The sequence below is a fragment of the Streptomyces cellostaticus genome (assembly GCF_001513965.1).
Lineage (GTDB): Bacteria > Actinomycetota > Actinomycetes > Streptomycetales > Streptomycetaceae > Streptomyces > Streptomyces cellostaticus.
This window is the reverse complement of sequence record NZ_KQ948033.1, coordinates 1-20,994: the sequence shown is the minus strand read 5'-3', so window position 1 is coordinate 20,994 and position 20,994 is coordinate 1. Positions and strand designations below refer to the sequence as shown.

The window sequence follows — 20,994 nt, the reverse complement described above, 5'->3', positions numbered from 1 at the left end:
AAATACACGTATCGGCGGGGTGGATCTACGCGGCTCGGTACGCCTCCGTCAGTTTGTGCACCGCCTCCCCGTACCTGCCGGTCAGCAGCAGATGGCCGGCGTCGGCGAACGGCTCGGCCATCGCCTCCCCGATCCGCTGCCCCGCCTTCTGCTGGACGATCAGCCGCGCCTCGGCGACCAGCTCCCGTCCGGTCCGGTCGGCGCCCGCCCGCTCGGCCGCCGCTGCCGCCACGCCGAGCGCGCGCAGGGTCGCCGCGCCGCCCCGCGGGACGTGGGTGAGGGTGGTCAGGCCCCAGCCGTAGGGGAACTGGGGGTCGTACGACGGGTCGCCGACGTTGATCGGCAGCTGGGCCTCGGACCTGGGCCAGGTGACGGGGAGCTGTCCGGTGAAGGGGCGCGAGCCGTAGAGGACGTCGGCGACGCCCTCGCCCTCGGTGCCGGGCAGCCAGGAGGCGACGAGCGCATCGATCCGGTCGAGCCGGTCGCCGATCAGCTGCGGGCGCCCGGAGACGACCAGCACCGCGCACTTCATGGCCGCGCACACCTTGTCCACGGCGGCCTTGTCGGCGGCGGACAGCTGAAGGTCGTGGCCGTTGCCGACGTCGCCGACGCCCTCGGCGTACGGGGTCTCGCCGACGACGACCACGCCGGCGTCGTAGCCGTCGGCCGGTGCGGAGGCGTCCTTGGAGTAGGTGACGTTCCCGCCCGCCTCGCGCATGCCCTGGAGGATGGTCGTGCCCCGGGTGATGTTCCCGGAGGAGCCCTGCCAGGTGAGGGTCCAGCCACCGGTCTGGTTGCCGATGTCGTCGGCATTGGACCCGGCGACGTACACCTTCTCGCTCTTCTTCAGGGGCAGCAGCCCGCCGGTGTTCTTCAGCAGCACCTGGGACTCCGCGGCGGCCCGGCGGGCCACGGCCCGGTGTTCCGGGGAGCCTATCTGCGCGGCTCCGGTGGTGTCGGCGTACGGGTGCTCGAAGAGACCCAGCCTGAACTTCTGCGTGAGGATGCGGGAGACCGCGTCGTCGATCCGCCGCTCGCTGATCCGGCCCGCCTTCACCTCGTCGGCGAGCGTCGAGCTGAAGTCCTTGTACGTGTACGGCACCATCATCATGTCGACGCCCGCGTTCACCGAGGTGCGCACGTGGGACGCGTAGTCGCCGGGGAGCTGGTCGATGGCGTTCCAGTCGCTGATGACGAAGCCGTCGAAGCCCATCCGGCCCTTGAGGACGCCGTTGATCATGTCGGCCCGGGCGTGCATCTTCACCGGGCCCCGCCCGTCTCCGAGCACGTCCAGGGAGGAGTACGACGGCATGACCGTGCCGATGCCCCGGTCGACGGCGGTCCGGAACGGCGCCAGGTGGACGGCCTCCAACTGCTGCGGGGTGACCTTGGTGACGCCCTGGTCGATCGTGTACGTCCCCGTGGTCGAGGAGCCGTACTCGGTGCCGCCGTCGCCGGCGAAGTGCTTGGCGGTGGCGAGGACCTTGTCGTTCCGGCTCAGGTCCTGGCCGTTCGCGCGGCCCTGGAGGCCCTGGACGACGGTCTCCATGGACTCGACCAGCGCCGGGTCCTCGCCGAAGGACTCGTAGGAGCGGCCCCAGCGTTCGTCGCGGGAGACGCAGAGGCAGGGCGCGAAGTCCCAGGGGATGCCGGTGGCGCGCACCTCGGCGGCCGTCACCGCGCCCGTCCGCTCGGCGAGTTCGGGGTCGCGGGTGGCGCCGATGCCGATGTTGTGCGGCATGACCGTGGCGCCGGCCAGGTTGTTGTGGCCGTGGACCGCGTCGACGCCGTAGATCAGCGGGATCTGGAAGCGGGTCGCCCGGGTGCGCAGCTGGAAGCCGTCGATCATCTTCGCCCACGCCTCGGGGGTGTTGGGCGTGGGGGTCGAGCCGCCGCCGGAGAGGAGCGAGCCGAGGGCGTAGGCCGCGATGTCCCCCTGGTCGGTGAGGGCGGCGCGCTCGGCCTGCGTCATCTGGCCGGTCTTCTCCGCCAGTGACATGCGGGACAGCAGGTCGGCGACGCGCTTGCGGACCGGCAACCTGGCGTCCAGGTACGGCAGTCCGTGCGCGTCGATGACGACCTGCGGGGTCTCGGCGGGGGCCTTGGCGCCGCTGACCGTGAGCTTGAGGGGAATCGTCCGGGCGGCCGCTGGGCTCGTGTTCTTCGAGGTCGGCACCTTGATCGTCCGGGTGGCGCCGGATGCCGTCCCGGCCGGGAAGGTGAGGGTGCCCGAGACCGGCGTGTAGTCCTTGCCGGGTATCGCGGTGCCGCCGGTCGTCTCGTACGTGACCGTCACGGGCTCGTCGGTCGGGGCGGAGCCGGTGGTGGCGACGCCGACCTCGACGGTGGCCGTGCCGCCCGCCTCGACCGGACGGACGGCGGAGTCGGTGGTGACCGAGGCGCGCAGCGACTGGTCCGCCTTGCCGTACAACTCGACGTCGTCCATCGCGAACCGGCCCTTGACCCCGGCCGGGAGGGTGAGCGCGTAGCCCCACATCCGCGTCAGGCCGAGGACGTGGTCGATGCCGCCGACGGGCTGGTAGTCCGTGCGATAGGTGAAGTCGGTGAAGGGGAGCTCGATCTGTTTCCAGCCGGTGAAGTCGTCGGTGAAGGAGGTCGTCCACAGCTCGGAGGCCTCGCCGTTCGCGCCGCCGTCCTTGATCTCGAAGGCGATCTTCCTGCCGTTGTCCTGGCCGTCCCACCAGAAGCGGATGCCCCGGTGGGCGGACCAGTCGCGGGCGGGCCCGGTGGCGGCGAAGTCATGGGTGAAGCCGCCGTAGCTGCTGATGTCGTAGCTGCCGGTGAGGGCCTTGGCGCCCTCGGGGGCGTCGGCGCGGGCGGCGAGCTGGAGGGAAGGCGGGTCGTCGCTGTCGCCGCCCCAGGTGAAGATGCCCTCCGCGGGCTGGGCGGCGAAGGGGACCTCGCCTTCGAAGCGGTCGACGGGGACGGGGGCGGGATCGGAGGCGGCACGAGCCGATGACAACGGCGACAGCGGCAGCAGCGCTGCGAGCACGGCTGCGGAGACGAGCAGGGCGGTTCTCGGCATGGACCTTCCCTTGACTCTCATGGTTCACACAGGGCTTAGCTCACGCCGTGAGTTAACTGGTGGCCCGCACCCCCGTCAAGACGTCGCGCCAGCCCGAGCAGAGCGGAGCGTCGGGCCCGCACCAGGGGGCTCCGCCCCCTGGACTCCCGATCCTCTGCCCACCCTCCCCCACGCTCGGCTGCGCTCGCGCGGGGGGACCCCCATCCCGACTCGGTTGGCTGAAAAGCGGCCCGCCCGACTCGGAGGGGCGGTGGCCCGGCGGCTGGGAGAGGATGAAGACATGAGCACAGCGCGGGACCTGTTGATCGTCGCCCTGGACGTCCCGTCCGGGCGGGCCGTCGGGCAGGGGGACCTCTCGCTCGCCCTGGCGGGAGCCGAGCTGGTCGACCTGATCGCCGCCGAGGCCGTCGCCCTGGACGACGACCGCATCGTGCCCGGCCTGCGGCCGGCCACGGGTGACCGGCTGCTGGACGCGGCGTCGACGGCACTGGTCCGGCAGGCACCGTACGAGTCCGTCGAGGACTGGCTGTGGCGCCGGGGGCGCGATCTGGCCGCGTCCTATGCCGACGACCTCCAGGCGCAGCAAGGGGACACCGGATCCCGGCACCGCTGGCTGCCCCGGCGCGGCGGGGACGACGCTCCGGCCGACACGCCTCAGCGGCGGCACGCCGCCGACCGCTGGGCCTCCCGCGAACCCGTCCTCGTCGGTCTCGCGGCCGCCCTGGGGATCCCCGAGGGGGCGGCGGAACAGGCCCCGGAGGGCCTTCCCGGCGACGCGGTGGTGACCGTCCTGGCGGGCGTCAACGACGCGCTGACGGAGCTGGAGGCCGTGCGGCAACGGCGGCGCATCGAGAAGGACGCCTTCGACAACGTCTGGCGTGCCCCCTGACAGGCCCGACGGGATCTACTCCGCCGACTCGACCCCAGCGCGCAGCAGGCCATACGCGCAGGCGTCCTCCAGCGCCCGCACCGGAACTAGAGGCCGTACGGGACAGCAGCAGCACATCAAGAAGAACGCCTTCGACAACATCCGGTGTACCCCCTGACAGGCCCGACGGGATCTACTCCGCCGGCTCGACCCCAGCGCGCAGCAGGCCATACGCGCAGGCGTCCTCCAGCGCCCGCACCGGAACTAGAGGCCGCGCGGGACAGCAGCAGCACATCGAGAAGAACGCCTTCGACAACGTCCGGCGTGCCCCCTGACAGGCCTGACGGGGTCTACTCCGCCGGCTCGACCCCAGCGCGCAGCAAGCCATACGCGCAGGCGTCCTCCAGCGCCCGCACCGGAACTAGAGGCCGCGCGGGACAGCAGCAGCACATCGAGAAGAACGCCTTCGACAACGTCCGGCGTGCCCCCTGACAGGCCTGACGGGGTCTACTCCGCCGGCTCGACCCCGGCGCGCAGCAGGCCATACGTGTAGGCGTCCTCCAGCGCCTGCCAGGAGGCGGCGATGACGTTCTCCGCCACACCGACCGTGGACCACTCGCCCGAGCCGTCGGAGGTGGAGATCAGGACGCGGGTGGTGGACGACGTGCCGTGCTTGCCCTCCAGGATGCGGACCTTGTAGTCCACCAGGTCCAGCTTGGCGAGCTGCGGGTAGATCTTCTCCAGGGCCACGCGCAGCGCCCGGTCCAGGGCGTTGACCGGGCCGTTGCCCTCCGCGGTCGCGACGATCCGCTCGCTCTTGGCCCACAGCTTGACCGTGGCCTCGTTGGCGTGTGTGCCGTCGGGGCGGTCCTCGACGATGGCCCGCCAGGACTCGACCTCGAAGTACTTCAGGGGCCTGCCCTCGACCTCGGCGCGCAGGAGGAGTTCGAAGGAGGCGTCGGCGGCTTCGTAGGTGTAGCCCTTGAGCTCGCGCTCCTTGACACGCTCGACCACCCGGCCGACCAGCTCCCGGTCGCCGCCCAGGTCGATGCCGAGTTCCTTGCCCTTGAGCTCGATGGAGGCGCGGCCCGCCATGTCGGAGACCAGCATGCGCATGGTGTTGCCGACCAGCTCGGGGTCGATGTGCTGGTACAGGTCCGGGTCGACCTTGATCGCGGAGGCGTGCAGGCCCGCCTTGTGCGCGAAGGCGGAGACGCCCACGTACGGCTGGTGGGTGGAGGGGGTGAGGTTCACGACCTCGGCGATCGCGTGGGAGATGCGGGTCGTCTCGCGCAGGCGGCCCTCCGGCAGCACCTTCTTGCCGTACTTCAGCTCCAGGGCCGCGACCACCGGGAAGAGGTTGGCGTTGCCGACGCGCTCGCCGTAGCCGTTCGCCGTGCACTGCACGTGGGTGGCGCCCGCGTCGACGGCGGCGAGGGTGTTGGCGACCGCGCAGCCGGTGTCGTCCTGGGCGTGGATGCCGAGCCGGGCGCCGGTGTCGGCGAGGACCGTGGAGACGACCGCGTGGATCTGGGCGGGGAGCATGCCGCCGTTGGTGTCGCAGAGGATGACGACGTCGGCGCCGGCCTCCGAGGCGGTGCGGACGACCGCCTTCGCGTAGTCCGGGTTCGCGCGGTAGCCGTCGAAGAAGTGCTCGCAGTCCACGAACACCCGGCGGCCCTGCTCGCGCAGGTAGGACACGGTGTCCCGGACCATCTCCAGGTTCTCGTCCAGCGTGGTGCGCAGCGCCAGCTCCACATGCCGGTCGTGCGACTTGGCGACCAGCGTGATCACCGGGGCGCCGGATGCCAGCAGCGCGTTGACCTGCGGGTCCTCGGCGGCCTTGGCGCCGGCGCGGCGGGTGGCGCCGAAGGCGACCAGCTGCGCGTGGCGGAAGTGGATCTCCTGCTGGGCGCGGGCGAAGAACTCGGTGTCCCGCGGGTTCGCGCCGGGCCAGCCTCCCTCGATGAAGCCCACGCCGAAGTCGTCCAGGTGCCGTGCGATGGCGAGCTTGTCCGCGACGGTGAGGTTGATGCCCTCTCGCTGCGCGCCGTCGCGCAGCGTGGTGTCGAAGACGTGGAACGAGTCGTCGAGCTCGCTGGTTGCCGTCTCGGTCATGGTCTCAAGGCTCCTGTTGTGAATCTTCGGTCTTACCGGAATGACCGGCTCCACCGTCCCTGCAATACTCCCTCGCGCTCCGCTGCCCGGCTGTGGGTGGGCCGGAAAACGAAAAAACCCCTCGCGGGTGCGAGAGGTCTGCGCGCGGGTCGAGGACGACGGTGGCCACCCGCACCTGGTCGTACGAGGTGGTCACTGCGGACCGGCGCGCCTGCTGCCCATAATCATGGCGAACGAGAGCACGGAGGCAGTCTGGCACAGCCCCGCCCCCGGCTCACCGACCGTCTCAGGATGCGGGCGTCAGGCGTCCGGTACGAGGAGGGTCTCCCCGATGAACTCCCGGACGTGGGCGATCACTTGCTCGCGGTCCGTGCCGCGCAACCCGATGGCGACGTGGATGGAGAACCCGTCGAGCAGCGCACGCAGCCTCGCCGCGAAACGGTCGGCGTCGACCGGGCGGAACTCGCCGCGCGAGCTGCCCTCGGCGATCAGGGCGACCAGGTCGCGGTGCCAGGCGCCCTCGATGGCGGCCTGCCGCTCACGGGCCTCGTCGTCGGCGTTCTGCGAGCGGTTCCAGACCTCCAGCCACAGCGTCCAGTGCGGGTCGCGGTGGCCGCCCGGGACGTACAGGTCGACGTAGGCGTCAAGGCGCTCGCGGGCGGGCGCGCGGCGGTTGAGCAGCCGGCCCCGCTCGACGCCGAGCCGGCCCTCGCTCCACTCCAGGGTCTGCAGCAGCAGCTCGTCCTTGGAGCGGAAGTAGTAGAGCAGATGGCCGCTGCTCATCCCGACCGCGCGGCCGAGCCCCGCCATGGTGAGCTTCTCCAGACCGCGCTCGGCGATCATGTCCATGGCGGCGACGAGGACCTCCTCGCGCGGCGGCGCGTTCCTGCGCGGACGGGCCGCACCGGCCATCTGCTGCTCCTGTACGTGTCAGACCTTCGGCTGCTGCTGGGTGATGCAGTGGATGCCACCACCACCGGAGAAGATCGTACGGGCGTCCACCAGGGTCACCGTCCGCTCCGGGAAGAGGCGGCGGAAGATCCCGGCGGCGATCTCGTCACGCGGGTCGTCGAAGCCGCACAGCACGACGCCGCCGTTGCAGAGGTAGTGGTTGATGTAGGAGTAGTCGGCCCAGTGGCCGTCGGCCTCCAGGGCGGTCGGGGCGGGCACCTCGACCACCTCCAGGGCGCGGCCGCGGGCGTCGGTCGCCGACTTCAGGATGCCGATGACCTCCTTGGTGACCTCGTGGTCGGGGTGGGCCGGGTCCGGCTGGTGGTGGGCGACGACGACGCCGGGGCGGGCGAAGGCGGCGACGATGTCGACGTGGCCGAGGGTGCCGAAGCCGTGGGGCGGGTAGTCGCCGGTCAGGCCGCGCGGCAGCCAGATCGCCCTGCTGGTGCCGAGGTGGGCGTGGATCTCGGCCTCGACCTGTTCGCGCGACCAGCCCGGGTTGCGCTCGGGGCCCAGCTGGACCGTCTCCGTCAGCAGCACGGTGCCCTCGCCGTCGACGTGGATCGCGCCGCCCTCGTTGACCAGCTTCGAGGCGTACGTCTTCGCGCCTGCGAGGTCCGAGACGTACGCGGCGATCTTCGCGTCGTGCTCCCAGCGGGCCCAGCCCTGGGCGCCCCACCCGTTGAACGTCCAGTCCACGGCGGCCAGTTCGCCCTTGCCGTCGGTGAGGAAGGTGGGGCCGATGTCGCGCATCCAGGCGTCGTCCAGCTCGCGCTCGACGGTGTCGACGCCCGGGCCGAGCAGCGCCTGCGCGTCCGCCGACTGGCCGGGGCCGCACACGACCGTCACCGGCTCGAAGCGGAGGACGGCACGGGCCACCGACGCCCAGGCGACGCGGGAGGCGGTGAGGTCGTCCGGGTCCTCGAAGGTGGGGTTGGGGCCCGGCCACGCCATCCAGGTGCGCTCGTGCGGGGTCCACTCGGCGGGCATGCGGAAGCCGTCGGCGGCGGGAGTGGTCATGTGTCGGGGTCCTTGCGTCCGGGGGGTCATATGACCGGGGGTCAGAGGAAGTAGAGGCGGTTGAGGGAGACGGAGTCGGCGGGCTCCGAACGCAGCGGGTCGCCGTCGAGGGTGACCAGGCCGGTGCGCTGGTCGACGTCGACCGCGCCGACCCGGGCGTTCAGCCGCAGGTCGGCGGGGCCGATGCCCCGGGTGCCGCGCACAGCGACCCGGCGGCGGCGCGTGGGCATCGTGTCGTTGCCCTGGTCGAGGGCGGCCCGGGCGACGAAGGCGACCGAGATGTCGGCGGCCGTGGCGCCGTACGAGCCGAACTGCGGGCCCAGCACGAGGGGTTCGCAGGTGTCGGTGGCCGCGTTGGGGTCGCCGACCACGCCGTAGGCCGGGAAGCCGGACTTGAGGACGAGCTGCGGCTTGGCGCCGAAGTACTCGGGGCGCCACAGCACGATGTCGGCGAGCTTGCCGGCCTCGATCGAGCCGACCTCGTGCGCGAGGCCGTGGGCGATGGCCGGGTTGATGGTCAGCTTGGCCATGTAGCGCAGGACGCGCGCGTTGTCGTCGCCCTCGCCGTCGCCCTCCATCGGGCCCAGCTCGGCCTTCATCTTCCCGGCCATGGCGAAGGTGCGGCGGACCGTCTCGCCGGCGCGGCCCATGCCCTGGGCGTCGGAGGAGGTGATGCCGATCGCGCCCAGGTCGTGCAGCACGTCCTCGGCGCCCATGGTGCCGGCCCGGATGCGGTCGCGGGCCATCGCCGCGTCGCCGGGCAGGTCGGTCTTCAGGTCGTGGACGGAGACGATCATGCCGTAGTGCTCGGCGACCGCGTCCCGGCCGAAGGGCAGGGTGGGGTTGGTGGAGGAGCCGATGACGTTCGGGACACCGGCCATCTTCAGGACGTTGGGCACGTGTCCGCCGCCGCAGCCCTCGATGTGGAAGGCGTGGATCGTGCGGCCGTCGAGGACGCGCAGGGTGTCCTCGACCGACAGGCACTCGTTCAGCCCGTCGCTGTGCAGGGCGACCTGGACGTCGTGCTCCTCGGCGACGCGAAGAGCCGTGTCCAGCGCCCGCGTGTGGGCGCCCATGTCCTCGTGGACCTTGAAGCCCGAGGCGCCGCCCTCGGCGAGGGCCTCGACCAGCGGGGCCGCCGAAGAGGACGAACCCCGGCCCAGGAAACCGATGTTGACCGGCCAGGCGTCGAAGGCGTTGAAGGCGTGACGCAGCGCCCAGGGCGAGTTGACACCGACGCCCCACACCGGGCCGAACTCCTGCCCGATGACCGTGGTCACGCCGGAGGCGAGGGAGGCCTCCATGATGCGCGGCGACAGCAGGTGGACGTGGGTGTCGACGGCACCGGCGGTGGCGATGAGCCCCTCGCCGGACACGATGGAGGTACCCGTACCGACGACGACGTCGACGCCGTCGAGGGTGTCCGGGTTGCCGGCCCGGCCGATCGCGCTGATCCGGCCCTCGCGGATGCCGATGGACACCTTGCGGATGCCCTGCATCGCGTCGATCACGACGACGTTGCTGATCACGACGTCACAGGTCTCGCGGACGGCGGCCGCCTTGAGGTGCAGCCCGTCGCGGGCGGTCTTGCCGAACCCGGCCAGGAACTCGTCGCCGTAGCGCTGGGAGTCGGACTCGACGCGGACGGTCAGGCCCGAGTCGCCGAGGCGGAGGCGGTCGCCGGCCCGGGGGCCGTGGGTGGCGGCGTAGGCGTGCGGGTCGACGTGGATCGCCCGGCTGACCTCGCGTCCCTTCGAGCGGCTCATCACTCGCCTCCTTCCGGTGTGACTCCTGTGGCCCCTGTATCTCCTGTGCCGCCTGCGACTCCGAGATATCCGCAGGCGGCGGCCCGGCGCAGGGCCTCTTCCCTGGCTCCCGGCGCGTCCAGCGGCCCGTCGACCAGACCGGCGAAGCCGATCGCGATCCGCTCGCCGCCGATCGGCACCAGACCGACCTCCGCACCCTCCCCGGGCCCGAACCGGACCGAGGACCCGGCGGGTACGGCGAGCCGCATGCCGTAGGCCCGGTCCCGTACGAAGTGCAGGCGCGGGTTGGCCTCGAAGAAGTGGAAGTGGGAGGTGACCGAGACGGGCACGGTCGCGGTGTTGGTGACCGTGAGCCGGACGGCCGGCTCGGGGTCGGCGTGCCCGGGGCCCGGCAGCAACGCGCCCGGGGCCAGCTCGCCGAGGCCGCCCCCGATGGGGTCGGAGACCACCGCGAGCCGGGAGCCGTCGTCGAAGACGGCCTCCACCATCACCTCGGTGACGACGTCGGCGACACCCGGCATCACGTCCCCTGGGCCGAGGACCGACCGGGCCGCCTCGATGGCCTCCGCGAGCCGCCTGCCGTCCCGCGCGGCCTCGCACACGGTGTCCGCGATCAGCGCGGTGGCCTCCGGCACATTGAGCCTGAGGCCTCGTGCCCGGCGGGCCCGGGCCAGCTCGGCGGCCCCGAAGAGCAGCAGCCGGTCACGTTCCGTGGGGGTGAGTCTCACGACGCGGCACCTCCTTGCCTTCCACACTTTAGAGCATCACTCTAAACACAGAATTCGTGAAACAGAAGCATTGACCCGGGAACCGCGTTCACGTCACATTGAACGTCGCTCAAACTACGAAGGCGGCCGTCGAAGGAGACCAGCCATGCCGATAGAACAGCGCGGAGTCGACACGATCCCGGACGAGGAACGGACCAGCGGTCCACGGGACCTCGTCTCGATCCTGCTCGGATCGAACCTCTGCCTCGGAGTGATCATCTTCGGCTGGCTGCCGCCGTCCTTCGGGCTCGGCTGGTGGGCCTCGGTGAGCGCGATCGTGGCGGGCACGGTGATCGGCACGCTGTTCACCGCCCCACTGGCCCTGGTCTCCCTGCGCACCGCGACCAACCTCTCCACCTCCTCCGGCGCCCAGTTCGGTGTGCGGGGCCGGCTGGTCGGCTCGGTCGTCGGTCTGCTGCTGGCCCTCGGCTACACCGCGCTGACGGTCTGGATCGGCGGTGACGTGATGCTGAGCGTCCTCGGCCGGCTGTTCGGGCTGCCCGCGGACGGGGCGTCGTACGCCGTCGTCTACGCGCTGCTCGCCGCGGCGACGGTCGCGGGCGCGGTCTACGGCTACCGGGTGCTGCTCGCCATGTCCAAGGTGCTGGCGATCGGCATGACGGCCCTGCTGGCCCTCGGCATCTTCGCCTACGCCCCGCACTTCACGACCTCGGCACTGCCCGGGACGGGAGGCTGTCTGCTCGGGTCCTTCTGGCCGACCTGGTTCCTGGCGGCGGTGGCGGCGGGCCTGTCCGGCCCCATCGCCTTCATCACCCTGCTCGGCGACTACACCCGCTACATCTCCCCGACCCGCCACACCGGCCGCCGCGTCCTGCACGCCACCTGGCTCGGCCTGATCCTTGGCCTGCTGGTGCCCCAGCTGTTCGGCACCTTCACGGCGTACGCGGCCCGCGCGGCCACCGACTACGCGGGCCCCCTGGTGTCCGCCTCCCCCGCCTGGTACCTGGTCCCGCTGCTGCTGGCCGCCTCCGCAGGCTCGGTCGGCAACGCGGGCCTGATGCTGTACTCGATGGGCCTGGACCTGGACGCGATCCTGCCCCGCGCCTCCCGCGCCCGCGCCACCTGCACGGTCGCCCTCGTGGCCACGGCCTGCGTCTTCGTCGGCCACTACGCCTGGAACGCGCAGTCGGCGATGACGTCCTTCGTCCTGCTGCTCACCGCCGTCGGCACCCCGTGGGCGGTCATCACCCTCATCGGCTTCGCCCGCTGTCGCGGTGTGTACGACGCCGACGCCCTCCAGGTCTTCAACCGCCGCTCGCGGGGCGGGGTCTACTGGTACCGGGCGGGCTGGAACGTCCGGGCCGCCGTCTCCTGGGCCGCCGGAGCGGCGGTAGGGCTGCTGGCGGTGTCCCTGCCGTCCTACGAGGGCCCGCTGCTGACGCTGACGGGCGGGGTGGACTGCAGCTTCCTGCTGTCGGGGACGGCCGGCGGGCTGGTGTACCTGCTACTGACACTCGCTGTACGCCCCGAAGGGGCGCGGGGCGGTACCCAATATGCGGCTACCGCCACGTGTGCGCGACCAGCCACAACGGACCCGCAGACGCCCGACACCCCTTCGCGCCACCTCGAACCGCGCACTTAACCGATCTTGTGCATCCAGCCGTGCTGGTCCTCGGTCCTGCCGCGCTGGATGTCGAGGAGGGCCTGGCGCAGGCGCAGGGTGACCTCGCCGGGCTCTCCGCCGGACTGCTTCCACTCGGCCTTCGCGCGCTTCACCGTGCCGACCGGGGTGATCACGGCCGCGGTGCCGCAGGCGAAGACCTCGGTGAGGGTGCCGTTCTCGGAGTCGGCCTGCCACTGGTCGATGGAGACCCGGCCCTCCTCGGACTCGTAGCCGAGGTCGCGGGCGACGGCCAGCAGGGAGTCACGGGTGACGCCCTCCAGGATGGAGCCGGTCAGCGTCGGCGTGATGATCTTGTTGCCGTACACGAAGTACAGGTTCATGCCGCCGAGCTCCTCGACCCACTTGTGCTCGACCGCGTCGAGGTAGCAGACCTGGTCGCAGCCCTGGGCGGCGGCCTCGGCCTGGGCGAGCAGGGAGGCCGCGTAGTTGCCGCCCGTCTTCGCGTCGCCCATGCCGCCGGGGACGGCGCGGACCCGGTCCTCGGACGCCCAGATGGAGACCGGCTTCACGCCGCCCGGGAAGTAGGCGCCGGCCGGGGAGGCGATGACGAGGAACAGGTACTCGTTGGCGGGCTTGACGCCCAGACCGACCTCGGTGGCGATCATGAACGGGCGCAGGTAGAGGGACTCCTCGCCGCCGTGCGCGGGCACCCAGTCCTTGTCCTGCTGGACCAGGGCGTCGCAGGCCTCGACGAACGTCTCGACCGGCAGCTCCGGCATGGCGAGACGGCGGGCGGAACGCTGGAAGCGCTTGGCGTTCTGGTCGGGGCGGAAGGTGGCGACCGAGCCGTCGGGCTGGCGGTAGGCCTTCAGGCCCTCGAAGATCTCCTGGGCGTAGTGCAGGACGTTGGTGGCCGGGTCGAGGGGGATCGGCGCGTACGGAACGAGCTGGCCGTCGTGCCAGCCGCGGCCCTCGGTCCACTTGATCGTCACCATGTGGTCGGTGAAGTGGCGGCCGAATCCGGGGCTGGCCAGGATCGCCTCGCGCTCCGCGGCGGCGAGCGGATGGGCGGAGGGCTTGAGCTCGATCGTGGGCGTCGTCATGAGTGGTTGTCCTTCACCGGTTGTAGTGAACGGAGCCGCATACACGCCCGCACGACCGATGGCCGGTGTTAGGACGTCCGAGCATTCCCTCATACCGCGGCTCCGCGTTCGATTATCGCGCGGGGGCTGGGGCGGAAGGAATGGGGGTGAAAGCGGCCCAGGGGATGATGGTGGCACCCGTCGGCCGCATAGGAAAAGCCGCCGGGTGCGGATGCGACCCGACGGCTTCTGGTAGCGCGGCGGGTCAGCCGGCTACGCGTACGGCGAGCGCGTCGCCGATCTCCGAGGTGGAGCGGGCGGGCTTGCCGGCGCGCTCGGTGAGGTCCGCGGTGACCGCCGCGTCGATGCGGTCGGCCTCGGCGTCGTAGCCGAGGTGGCGCAGCAGCAGGGCGACGGACAGGACCGTGGCGGTGGGGTCGGCCTTGCCCTGACCCGCGATGTCCGGGGCCGAGCCGTGGACCGGCTCGAACATGGACGGGAACTCGCGGCCGGGGTTGATGTTGCCGGAGGCGGCCACGCCGATGCCGCCGGAGACGGCCGCGGCGAGGTCGGTGATGATGTCGCCGAAGAGGTTGTCGGTGACGATGACGTCGAAGCGGCCCGGGTCGGTGACGAGGTAGATCGTCGCCGCGTCGACGTGGATGTAGTCGGTGGTGACGTCGGGGAACTCCTTGGCCACCTTGTTGAAGATGTTCGTCCACAGGTGCCCGGCGAAGGTCAGCACGTTGTTCTTGTGGACCAGCGTGAGCTTCTTGCGCGGGCGGGCCTGGGCGCGGGCGAAGGCGTCGCGGACCACGCGCTCGACACCGAAGGCCGTGTTGACGGAGACCTCGGTGGCGACCTCGTGCTCGGTGCCCTTGCGGATGGTGCCGCCGTTGCCCGTGTAGGGGCCCTCGGTGCCCTCGCGCACGACGACGAAGTCGATCTCCGGCTGGCCGGCCAGCGGGGTGGCGACACCGGGGAGCAGCTTGGACGGGCGCAGGTTGACGTGGTGGTCGAAGGCGAAGCGGAGCTTGAGCAGGAAGCCGCGCTCCAGGACACCGGAGGGCACCGACGGGTCGCCGATCGCGCCGAGCAGGATCGCGTCGTGCCGCTTGAGGGCGTCGAGGTCGGCGTCGGTGAGGGTCTCACCGGTGGCGTGGTAGCGCTTGGCGCCGAAGTCGTACTCCTTGGTCTCCAGCTTCACATCCTGCGGCAGGACGGCGGAGAGGACCTTCAGACCCTCGGCCACGACCTCCTGGCCGATGCCGTCACCGGGGATCACTGCGAGATTGATGCTGCGAGACATGCCGGGCACCCTACTCCTCGTCCCAGGGGATGACATGCCCTGTCCGCCATCCGGACACCCGGACGGGTCGCCGGTGTCCTCCCGTCGGCTGGCGTTCACCCGTATGCGGCACGGGTGTTGGCGTCCCGTGGAAACTTCCCCGTCATGGATACCCCTGACTTCGGCATTCCGCTCCCGCTCGCGGAGCGGATGAGCATGGCCGAGCAGTACGAGTACCTGCGCACCCGGCCGGTGCGCCGGCGCACCCTGGTGACGGCGGGCGCGGTGGCGGGCGGCCTGCTGACCGGCTGCTCCGGCGGTTCCGGCGCGGCGGGGCACCCGGCCCCGGCCACCTCGCGGGTGTCCGGCTCGGTGGTCCGCCCCTTCGGCCGCCATCTGGCCTTCGGTGCCGACCCGAAGACACGGATGCGGGTCTCCTGGCAGGTGCCGTTCGCGGTGCAACGGCCGTACGTGCGCGTCGGGCTGCGCCCCGACGACCTCGGCCGGCGCGTCGAGGCCGAGGTGCGCAATCTGCACACTTCCGGGGTCCAGGGGGTGCGGCCCGCGGTCGAGCAGTACTACGTGCACGCGGCCCTGGACGGGCTGAGGCCCGGCACGACGTACTACTACGGCGTCGGCCACGAAGGCTGGGACCCGGCCGCTCCCGCCCACCGCGCCGCCCTCGCCTCCTTCCGCACGGCACCGGCGTCCCCGGAGCGCTTCGCCTTCACGGCCTTCGGCGACCAGGGCGTGGGGCAGGCGGCGAACGCCAACGACCACCTCGTGCTGCGCCAGGACCCCGCCTTCCATCTGCACGCCGGCGACATCTGCTACGCGGACGTCAACGGCGCCGGGCAGACCTCGGACGGCTACGACCCCACGTTCTGGGACCGGTTCCTGAAGCAGAACGAGCCGGTCGCCAGGTCGGTGCCGTGGATGGTGACGACCGGCAACCACGACATGGAGGCCTGGTACTCGCCGGACGGCTACGGCGGCCAGCTCGCCCGCTTCTCCCTCCCGGACAACGGCTTCGACCCGCACGGGACACCGGGCGCCTACACGTTCACCTACGGCAACACGGGCTTCGTGGCGCTGGACGCCAACGACGTGTCGTACGAGATCCCCGCGGGCTTCGGGCACAGCGGCGGCCGGCAGACCACGTGGCTGGATGCGCAGCTCGGCGGGCTGCGGGCCGCGCAGGGGGTCGACTTCGTGGTCGTCTTCTTCCACCACTGCGCATACTCCACCTCGCAGCACGCCTCCGACGGCGGGGTACGGGCCGAGTGGCTGCCGCTGTTCGCCAAGCACCAGGTGGACCTGGTGATCAACGGGCACAACCACGTCTACGAGCGCACGGACGCGGTCAAGGACGGGGAGGTCGGCCGGGCGGTGCCGGTCGGCGGCTCCACGGACCCCGCCCGGGACGGGATCGTGTACGTCACCGCGGGCGGCGGCGGCCGGGACCTGTACTCCTTCCCCTCGGGCGTCAAGGACAGCTACGAGGGGCACGTCACCCGGCACGACACGGTGGAGACCTTCCACTGGACCAAGGACAAGGAGCGCGCGCCGGAGACGGCTCAGTGGTCGCGGGTGCGGTACACCGGCTTCTCGCTCCTCACGGTCGAGGCACGGCCGGGTCCGTCCCCGCGGCTCGCGGTGTCGGCGCTCGCGCAGGACGGGCGGCGGATCGACCACTTCGAGGTGCGGCGCGGCGGGTGAGGCCGCGCCGCGCCCCGTTCGGGTGCGGCTCCCGGATCGGTGGACGGCTCAGTGGCCGGTCAGCAGTGGCTCAGTGGCCGGTCTCGCCGCCGTTGTCGCGGCGGTCGAGGGCGCGCTGGAGGGCGGCGGCGGCGTTCTTGCGGTCGGACTCGCTCGTGCGGGTCGCGTGGCGGACTCGGCGGCGGACGGTCGTCTCGGCCATGGGGAATCGACTCCTTCGGCAAACGGAGTGCGGCAATGAGGGGGTACGAGACGCCGGAGGGCGGGGAGCGGTGCCGCAGGGGTTGCCTGCACGGGGCCCGGCTCACGACCGCCATTCGCTTGATCGAGCGAGACGTTCGGCTCCTACAAAACTAAGGGAGCGGGCCGCGCCTGTCTGCCCAATTACTCGGACTTCCTACTATCTGAGACGGCGGATCGGGTCACACGGCCGTGACCTGCGCTTTTTCGGTACGGGGGTGGAGGGAACGCAGCTCCCGGACGAGCACCCGAACGGCGGTGGTGGCGGCCAGTTCCGGGGTGGTGACGTAGCCGACGCAGCGGTGCGGCCGCCCCGGTCCGAGGTCGGTGACCGCCACGGAGGGCGGGGCTGCGGTGAGGGAGAGCGCGGGCATGATCGCCATGCCGAGACCGCTGCTCACCATCGACAGCACCGCTCCGTCGTCCTCGGCGCGGACGGTCGCGGGCGGGATCCAGTCCTGGGCGGCCCACCAGTCGCGGGTGTAGGAGCCGCAGTTCTCCATCCAGTCGACCAGGGGCAGGCTGCGCGGTTCGGGGTGCCCGGCGGGGTGCACCAGGGAGTACGGCTCCTGCAGCAGCACGTCCCCGACCAGCCCGGCGGGCAGGGGCGAGCCGGCGGCGAGGGTGGCGATGCCGAGGTCGGCCCGCCCCGCGGCGACCTCGCCCGCGGTGCCGGCCCCCAGTTCCCGTACGACGGTGACGCTCACGTCGAGTCCGGGGTGCCGGGCGGCCAGCCGCTCCAGGGCGGGCGGCAGCAGGTGCAGGGCCGCGCTGCGGAAGGCGGCGATCCGCAGCGGACCGGTGATCTCGCCGGTCTGCGCGCCGCGCGCCTCGGCGGCCAGCGCCTGGAGCATCCGCAGCACGCGCCGCGCGTGGGCCGCCGCCCGTTCCCCGGCGGGCGTCGGCCGGGCCCCGAACCGGCCGCGCTCGAAGAGGACGACGCCGAGCTTGCGTTCGATGCCGCGCACGGCGTGGGAGACGGCGGACTGGGTGGCCCCGAGCCGGGCGGCCGCGGCGGAGAACCCGCCCTCGTCGGCCACGGCGACCAGGATCCTCAGCTCCTGCGGGGCAAGGTCGACTGCTGTCACTCGGGGGCTCCCACCTGCGTCTATGAGGGCGGTTCATGGACCGTCGCGTTCCATGAGCCCAACCCTCTGCCCGGCCCCGGCATTCCTGCCTACGGTCCCCTGTCATGACCGAGACCGCGCTCACCGTGCAGCAGACCGCCCGTCCGGCCGGCTTCCCCACGGCCGGCCACTTCCGCTTCGCCGAGTCCCCCGTCCCCGAACCGGCCCCGGGCACCGCCCTGGTGGAGAACCTGTACTGGTCCGTGGACCCGTACCACCGCGAAATGATGGACGGGGACTTCGAGTTGAACGCCCCGCTGGAGGGCCGCACCCTCGGCCGGGTCGTCGCTTCCCGCACGCCGGAGCTGCCCGAAGGCGAGATCGTCTTCCACCGGCAGGGCTGGCGCACGCACGCGGTGGTCCGCCGCGAGGAGGTCCGGCGGCTCCCCCACCACGCGGGCGTGCCGCTGTCGGCGTACCTGAGCGTGCTGGGCGGCACGGGCCTGACCGCCTACGTCGCCCTCACCCGGATCGCCCGGCTGCGCGAGGGCGACGACGTGTTCGTCTCCGGCGCCGCGGGCGGGGTCGGTACGGCCACCGGCCGCTTCGCCCGGCTGCTCGGCGCGGGCCGCCTGATCGGCAGCGCGGGCTCACCGGAGAAGGTCGGGTACCTGACGGAGCAGGTCGGTTACGACGCGGCCTTCGACTACCACACCGCCCCGGTCACCGACCTCCTCACCGCGTCCGCCCCCGACGGCATCGACCTCTTCGTCGACAACGTCGGCGGCGACCACCTCGGCGCGGCGATCGGCGCGCTGCGCGAGCGGGGCCGGGTGGTGCGGGTCGGCACGATCAGCCAGTACAACACCCCGGACGCGCCGCCCGTCGTCTTCGACCACTCGGATGTCGTGGAGAAGAGCCTGCGCATCGAGGGCTTCCTGGTGAGCGACCACCGGGATGCGCAGGAGGAGCTGTACGACTTCGCCGTACCCCATCTGCGCAGCGGGGCGCTCGCGCCGGACGAGACGGTGGTGGACGGGTTCGAGCTGATCGTGGAGGCGTTCCTGCTGATGCTGCGGGGCGGCAACACGGGCAAGACGCTGGTCCGCAAGGCCTGAAGTGTCCTCAGACGACATCCCCGTCACGCCAGTCGAAGACCAGCTCGTGGCCCGGGTCGAGTGGCTGTCCCGCGCAGGCCGGCCGCACGTGGACGCCCCCTTCCTCCTCCGGCAAGTGGATGATCCCGTCGGGCGAGAGGGCGCACACGCGCCCGCCCCACCGCTGCCACCCGCGGGCCGTGTACAGCAGGGCGCCGTCCTCGCTCGCGGAGAGCGCGCCGAGGTCGTAGGCCCGGTCGATGATCCCCTCCAAGGCCGCCATCACCCGCCCGCCCAGCCCGGTCCGGCGCGCCTCGGCCCGTACGGCGACGGCCTCCACGTATCCGGTGCGCAGCCAGCGCCTCCGGTGCCGTATCCGCCGCATCACGACCGAGCCGTGCGCGGCGAGCCCGGCGCCGTCGTGGACGAGCACGTGCATGCCGCCGAGGCTGTGATCCCAGTCCTGGTCACTGAAGTCCCCGTCGAACGCCTCGTCCAGGAGGGCGCGGGCGGCGCGGAGGTCCGCGGGGTCGAGGTCGGCGGTGTGGGCGGTGTGCAGAGGGAGGGTCATGGACCAAGTATGCCGCTCTAACCTTTAAAACTCACTTGACTGGTTAGAAGTGGGCGTGGTGCACTGCCGTCATGTCCATTCACCAGGTACATCACCGCACCGTCACCGTCCGCGGCCTCGACGTGTACTACCGCGAGGCGGGCCCCTCCGACGGCCCGGTCCTGCTGCTCCTCCACGGCTTCCCCAGCAGCTCGCACATGTTCCGCGACCTCATCCCGCTGCTCGCCGACCGGTACCGGGTGATCGCCCCCGACCACATCGGCTTCGGCCGGTCGGCGACACCGGCGGCCACGGAGTTCACGTACACCTTCGGCGAACTGGCCGCGATCACCGGGGAGTTCACCGAGCAGCTGGAACTGAAGGAGTTCGCCCTCTACATCCAGGACTACGGCGCCCCGATCGGCCTGCGCCTGGCCCTCGCCCACCCCGGCCGGGTGACGGCGGTCGTCACGCAGAACGGCAACGCCTACGAGGAGGGGCTGGGTGCGGCGGCCTGGGCGCCCGTCCTGGCCCTGATCGAGAAGCGGACCCCCGAGACCGAGGCGCCGGTGCGGGAGATCTACACCCTCGACGGCATCAAGTGGCAATACCTGCACGGCGTCCCGGATCCGACGCTGGTCAGCCCGGACGCCTACGAGCACGACGCCGCCCGGCTGGCCCGGCCCGGGCAGGCGGAGATCCAGCTGGACCTGATCTCCGACTACGGCGCCAACATCGCGCTGTATCCGGCCTTCCACGCATACTTCCGCAGCAGCCAGGTGCCGCTGCTCGCGGTCTGGGGCGCGCACGACGAGATCTTCGTGCCCGCCGGCGCGCTCGCCTTCCAGCGGGACCTGCCGAGGGCCGAGGTGCACCTCCTGCCCGCCGGGCACTTCGCCCTGGAGACGCACGCGGACCAGATCGCCGCGCTCATGCGGGACTTTCTGGACCGGCGCCTGCCCTCCCCCGCCTGAGCGCCTCCCGGAAGCCCTCCGGGTCCTCCGCCCACGGCAGGTGCCCGGCGTCCGGGAGGACCACCCGGCGCACCCGGGGCAGGGCGCGCTCCAGGGAGTCGACCGCCGTGCGCGGCCGGATGTCCCGGGCCCCGTCGACGATCAGCACCGGCACGTCGAGGGCCTGGCAGGCGGTGTACAGCTCGGGGGTGCCCCACGACCGCTTGCGCTCGTCGTTCAAGGCCCCGCTGCACGCGTAGTTGATGCCGAACCACGGGTCGGCCATGCGCCCGGCGGGCTCCAGGGCCCGGTCCCGGTCCTCGAACTCGATGGACCACTGCAGAACGGCCCGCTCCCGCTCCTCGCCCTCCGTGCGCTCCGCGAGGTCGGTCAACTCCTGCCAGCGGGCGAGCCGTTCGGGGTGGTCGGCGAGGCGGGTGTAAAAGCTCTGGTGGAAGGCGGGGTGCCAGTCCGCGTCCGGGCCGATACCCGTGCCCGAGACATACACCAGCGCGCTCACCCGGTCCGGATGCGCCAGGGCATAGGTCAGCGCCAGCTGCGCGCCCCAGGAGTGGCCGAGCAGCGCCATCCGCTCCAGCCCGAAGTGCCGTCGTACGACGTCCAGGTCCGCGACGAACCGCTCGCTCGTCCACGGCCCGTCGCAGCGCTCCGAGCGCCCGCAGCCGCGCTGGTCCCAGCGGATCACCGGGGTCACGTCCGCGAGCAGCTCGGCCACGTCACCGAACATGTCCCACAGGCCGGGCCCGCCGTGGCACAGCACCAGCGGGTCGCCCGCGCCGCCCGAGCGTGCCGCCCACAGCCGTACTCCGTCGTCCGTCGTCACCGTCATGAGTCCAGTGTGACGGGGCGGGAAAAA

At 72.0% G+C, this 20,994-nt stretch carries 17 protein-coding genes; 5 read left to right on the top strand and 12 right to left on the bottom strand.

Annotation, left to right across the window (positions count from 1 at the left end; translation table 11 throughout):
- Positions 1–25 precede the first annotated feature (25 nt).
- The gene (locus AQI88_RS29080; protein WP_067004819.1) at positions 26–3,046 is read right to left on the bottom strand and encodes a glycoside hydrolase family 3 N-terminal domain-containing protein; all 3,021 of its coding nucleotides are present in this window, start codon (positions 3,044–3,046) and stop codon (positions 26–28) included.
- 280 nt (positions 3,047–3,326) lie between these two features.
- Here AQI88_RS29080 and AQI88_RS29075 point away from each other — a divergent pair, with 280 nt between their 5' ends.
- Positions 3,327–3,935, top strand: a complete 609-nt coding sequence (locus AQI88_RS29075) for a GOLPH3/VPS74 family protein (RefSeq protein WP_067004817.1) — start codon at positions 3,327–3,329, stop codon at positions 3,933–3,935.
- 486 nt (positions 3,936–4,421) lie between these two features.
- Here the strand turns inward: AQI88_RS29075 and cimA are convergent, their stop codons facing one another.
- The 5 genes from cimA to ureA form a co-directional block, all read right to left on the bottom strand.
- A complete protein-coding gene (gene cimA, locus AQI88_RS29070) occupies positions 4,422–6,032 on the bottom strand; it encodes a citramalate synthase (protein WP_067004815.1) in 1,611 nt (536 codons plus the stop codon).
- A gap of 300 nt (positions 6,033–6,332) precedes the next feature.
- On the bottom strand, positions 6,333–6,944 hold the full coding sequence (locus tag AQI88_RS29065; RefSeq protein ID WP_067004813.1) for a TetR/AcrR family transcriptional regulator: 612 nt from the start codon (positions 6,942–6,944) through the stop codon (positions 6,333–6,335).
- A gap of 18 nt (positions 6,945–6,962) precedes the next feature.
- Positions 6,963–8,003 carry an agmatine deiminase family protein gene (locus tag AQI88_RS29060; RefSeq protein WP_067004811.1) on the bottom strand — a complete coding sequence of 347 codons (1,041 nt, stop codon included), beginning with the start codon at positions 8,001–8,003 and terminating at the stop codon, positions 6,963–6,965.
- Positions 8,004–8,044: 41 nt separating this feature from the next.
- Entirely contained in the window at positions 8,045–9,769 is a 1,725-nt protein-coding gene (locus tag AQI88_RS29055; RefSeq protein WP_067004809.1) for an urease subunit alpha, read from the bottom strand.
- On the bottom strand, positions 9,769–10,497 hold the full coding sequence (gene ureA, locus AQI88_RS29050) for an urease subunit gamma (protein ID WP_067004807.1): 729 nt from the start codon (positions 10,495–10,497) through the stop codon (positions 9,769–9,771). Before ureA ends, AQI88_RS29055 begins: the two co-directional genes overlap by 1 nt.
- A 145-nt stretch (positions 10,498–10,642) precedes the next feature.
- Between ureA and AQI88_RS29045 the strand changes: the two genes are divergently transcribed.
- Positions 10,643–12,139, top strand: coding sequence for a cytosine permease (locus tag AQI88_RS29045; protein WP_079057861.1), 1,497 nt, complete (start codon positions 10,643–10,645; stop codon positions 12,137–12,139).
- Here AQI88_RS29045 and AQI88_RS29040 read toward each other — a convergent pair.
- Positions 12,136–13,224: a branched-chain amino acid aminotransferase gene (locus tag AQI88_RS29040; protein WP_067004806.1), complete on the bottom strand. Its 1,089-nt coding sequence runs from the start codon at positions 13,222–13,224 to the stop codon at positions 12,136–12,138. The genes AQI88_RS29045 and AQI88_RS29040 overlap by 4 nt on opposite strands.
- Positions 13,225–13,468: 244 nt before the next feature.
- Entirely contained in the window at positions 13,469–14,512 is a 1,044-nt protein-coding gene (locus AQI88_RS29035) for a 3-isopropylmalate dehydrogenase (protein WP_067004804.1), read from the bottom strand.
- Positions 14,513–14,656: 144 nt separating this feature from the next.
- On the opposite strand from AQI88_RS29035, the gene AQI88_RS29030 reads away from it, so the two are divergent.
- Positions 14,657–16,210 (top strand): purple acid phosphatase family protein, encoded by a 1,554-nt coding sequence (locus AQI88_RS29030; RefSeq protein ID WP_067004802.1) that lies wholly within the window; start codon positions 14,657–14,659, stop codon positions 16,208–16,210.
- A 70-nt stretch (positions 16,211–16,280) separates the two neighbouring features.
- Here the strand turns inward: AQI88_RS29030 and AQI88_RS48585 are convergent, their stop codons facing one another.
- The gene (locus AQI88_RS48585) at positions 16,281–16,412 is read right to left on the bottom strand and encodes a hypothetical protein (RefSeq protein ID WP_107118689.1); all 132 of its coding nucleotides are present in this window, start codon (positions 16,410–16,412) and stop codon (positions 16,281–16,283) included.
- A gap of 220 nt (positions 16,413–16,632) precedes the next feature.
- On the bottom strand, positions 16,633–17,538 hold the full coding sequence (locus tag AQI88_RS29025) for a LysR family transcriptional regulator (protein WP_067004800.1): 906 nt from the start codon (positions 17,536–17,538) through the stop codon (positions 16,633–16,635).
- Positions 17,539–17,642: 104 nt separating this feature from the next.
- On the opposite strand from AQI88_RS29025, the gene AQI88_RS29020 reads away from it, so the two are divergent.
- The gene (locus AQI88_RS29020; protein WP_067004798.1) at positions 17,643–18,635 is read left to right on the top strand and encodes an NADP-dependent oxidoreductase; all 993 of its coding nucleotides are present in this window, start codon (positions 17,643–17,645) and stop codon (positions 18,633–18,635) included.
- A gap of 7 nt (positions 18,636–18,642) precedes the next feature.
- Here the strand turns inward: AQI88_RS29020 and AQI88_RS29015 are convergent, their stop codons facing one another.
- Positions 18,643–19,185 carry a GNAT family N-acetyltransferase gene (locus AQI88_RS29015; RefSeq protein WP_067004796.1) on the bottom strand — a complete coding sequence of 181 codons (543 nt, stop codon included), beginning with the start codon at positions 19,183–19,185 and terminating at the stop codon, positions 18,643–18,645.
- 71 nt (positions 19,186–19,256) lie between these two features.
- Between AQI88_RS29015 and AQI88_RS29010 the strand changes: the two genes are divergently transcribed.
- Positions 19,257–20,138: an alpha/beta fold hydrolase gene (locus tag AQI88_RS29010; protein ID WP_067004794.1), complete on the top strand. Its 882-nt coding sequence runs from the start codon at positions 19,257–19,259 to the stop codon at positions 20,136–20,138.
- On the opposite strand, the gene AQI88_RS29005 is transcribed toward AQI88_RS29010, so the two are convergent.
- The gene (locus tag AQI88_RS29005; RefSeq protein WP_067004792.1) at positions 20,095–20,967 is read right to left on the bottom strand and encodes an alpha/beta fold hydrolase; all 873 of its coding nucleotides are present in this window, start codon (positions 20,965–20,967) and stop codon (positions 20,095–20,097) included. The genes AQI88_RS29010 and AQI88_RS29005 overlap by 44 nt on opposite strands.
- Positions 20,968–20,994: the final 27 nt, after the last annotated feature.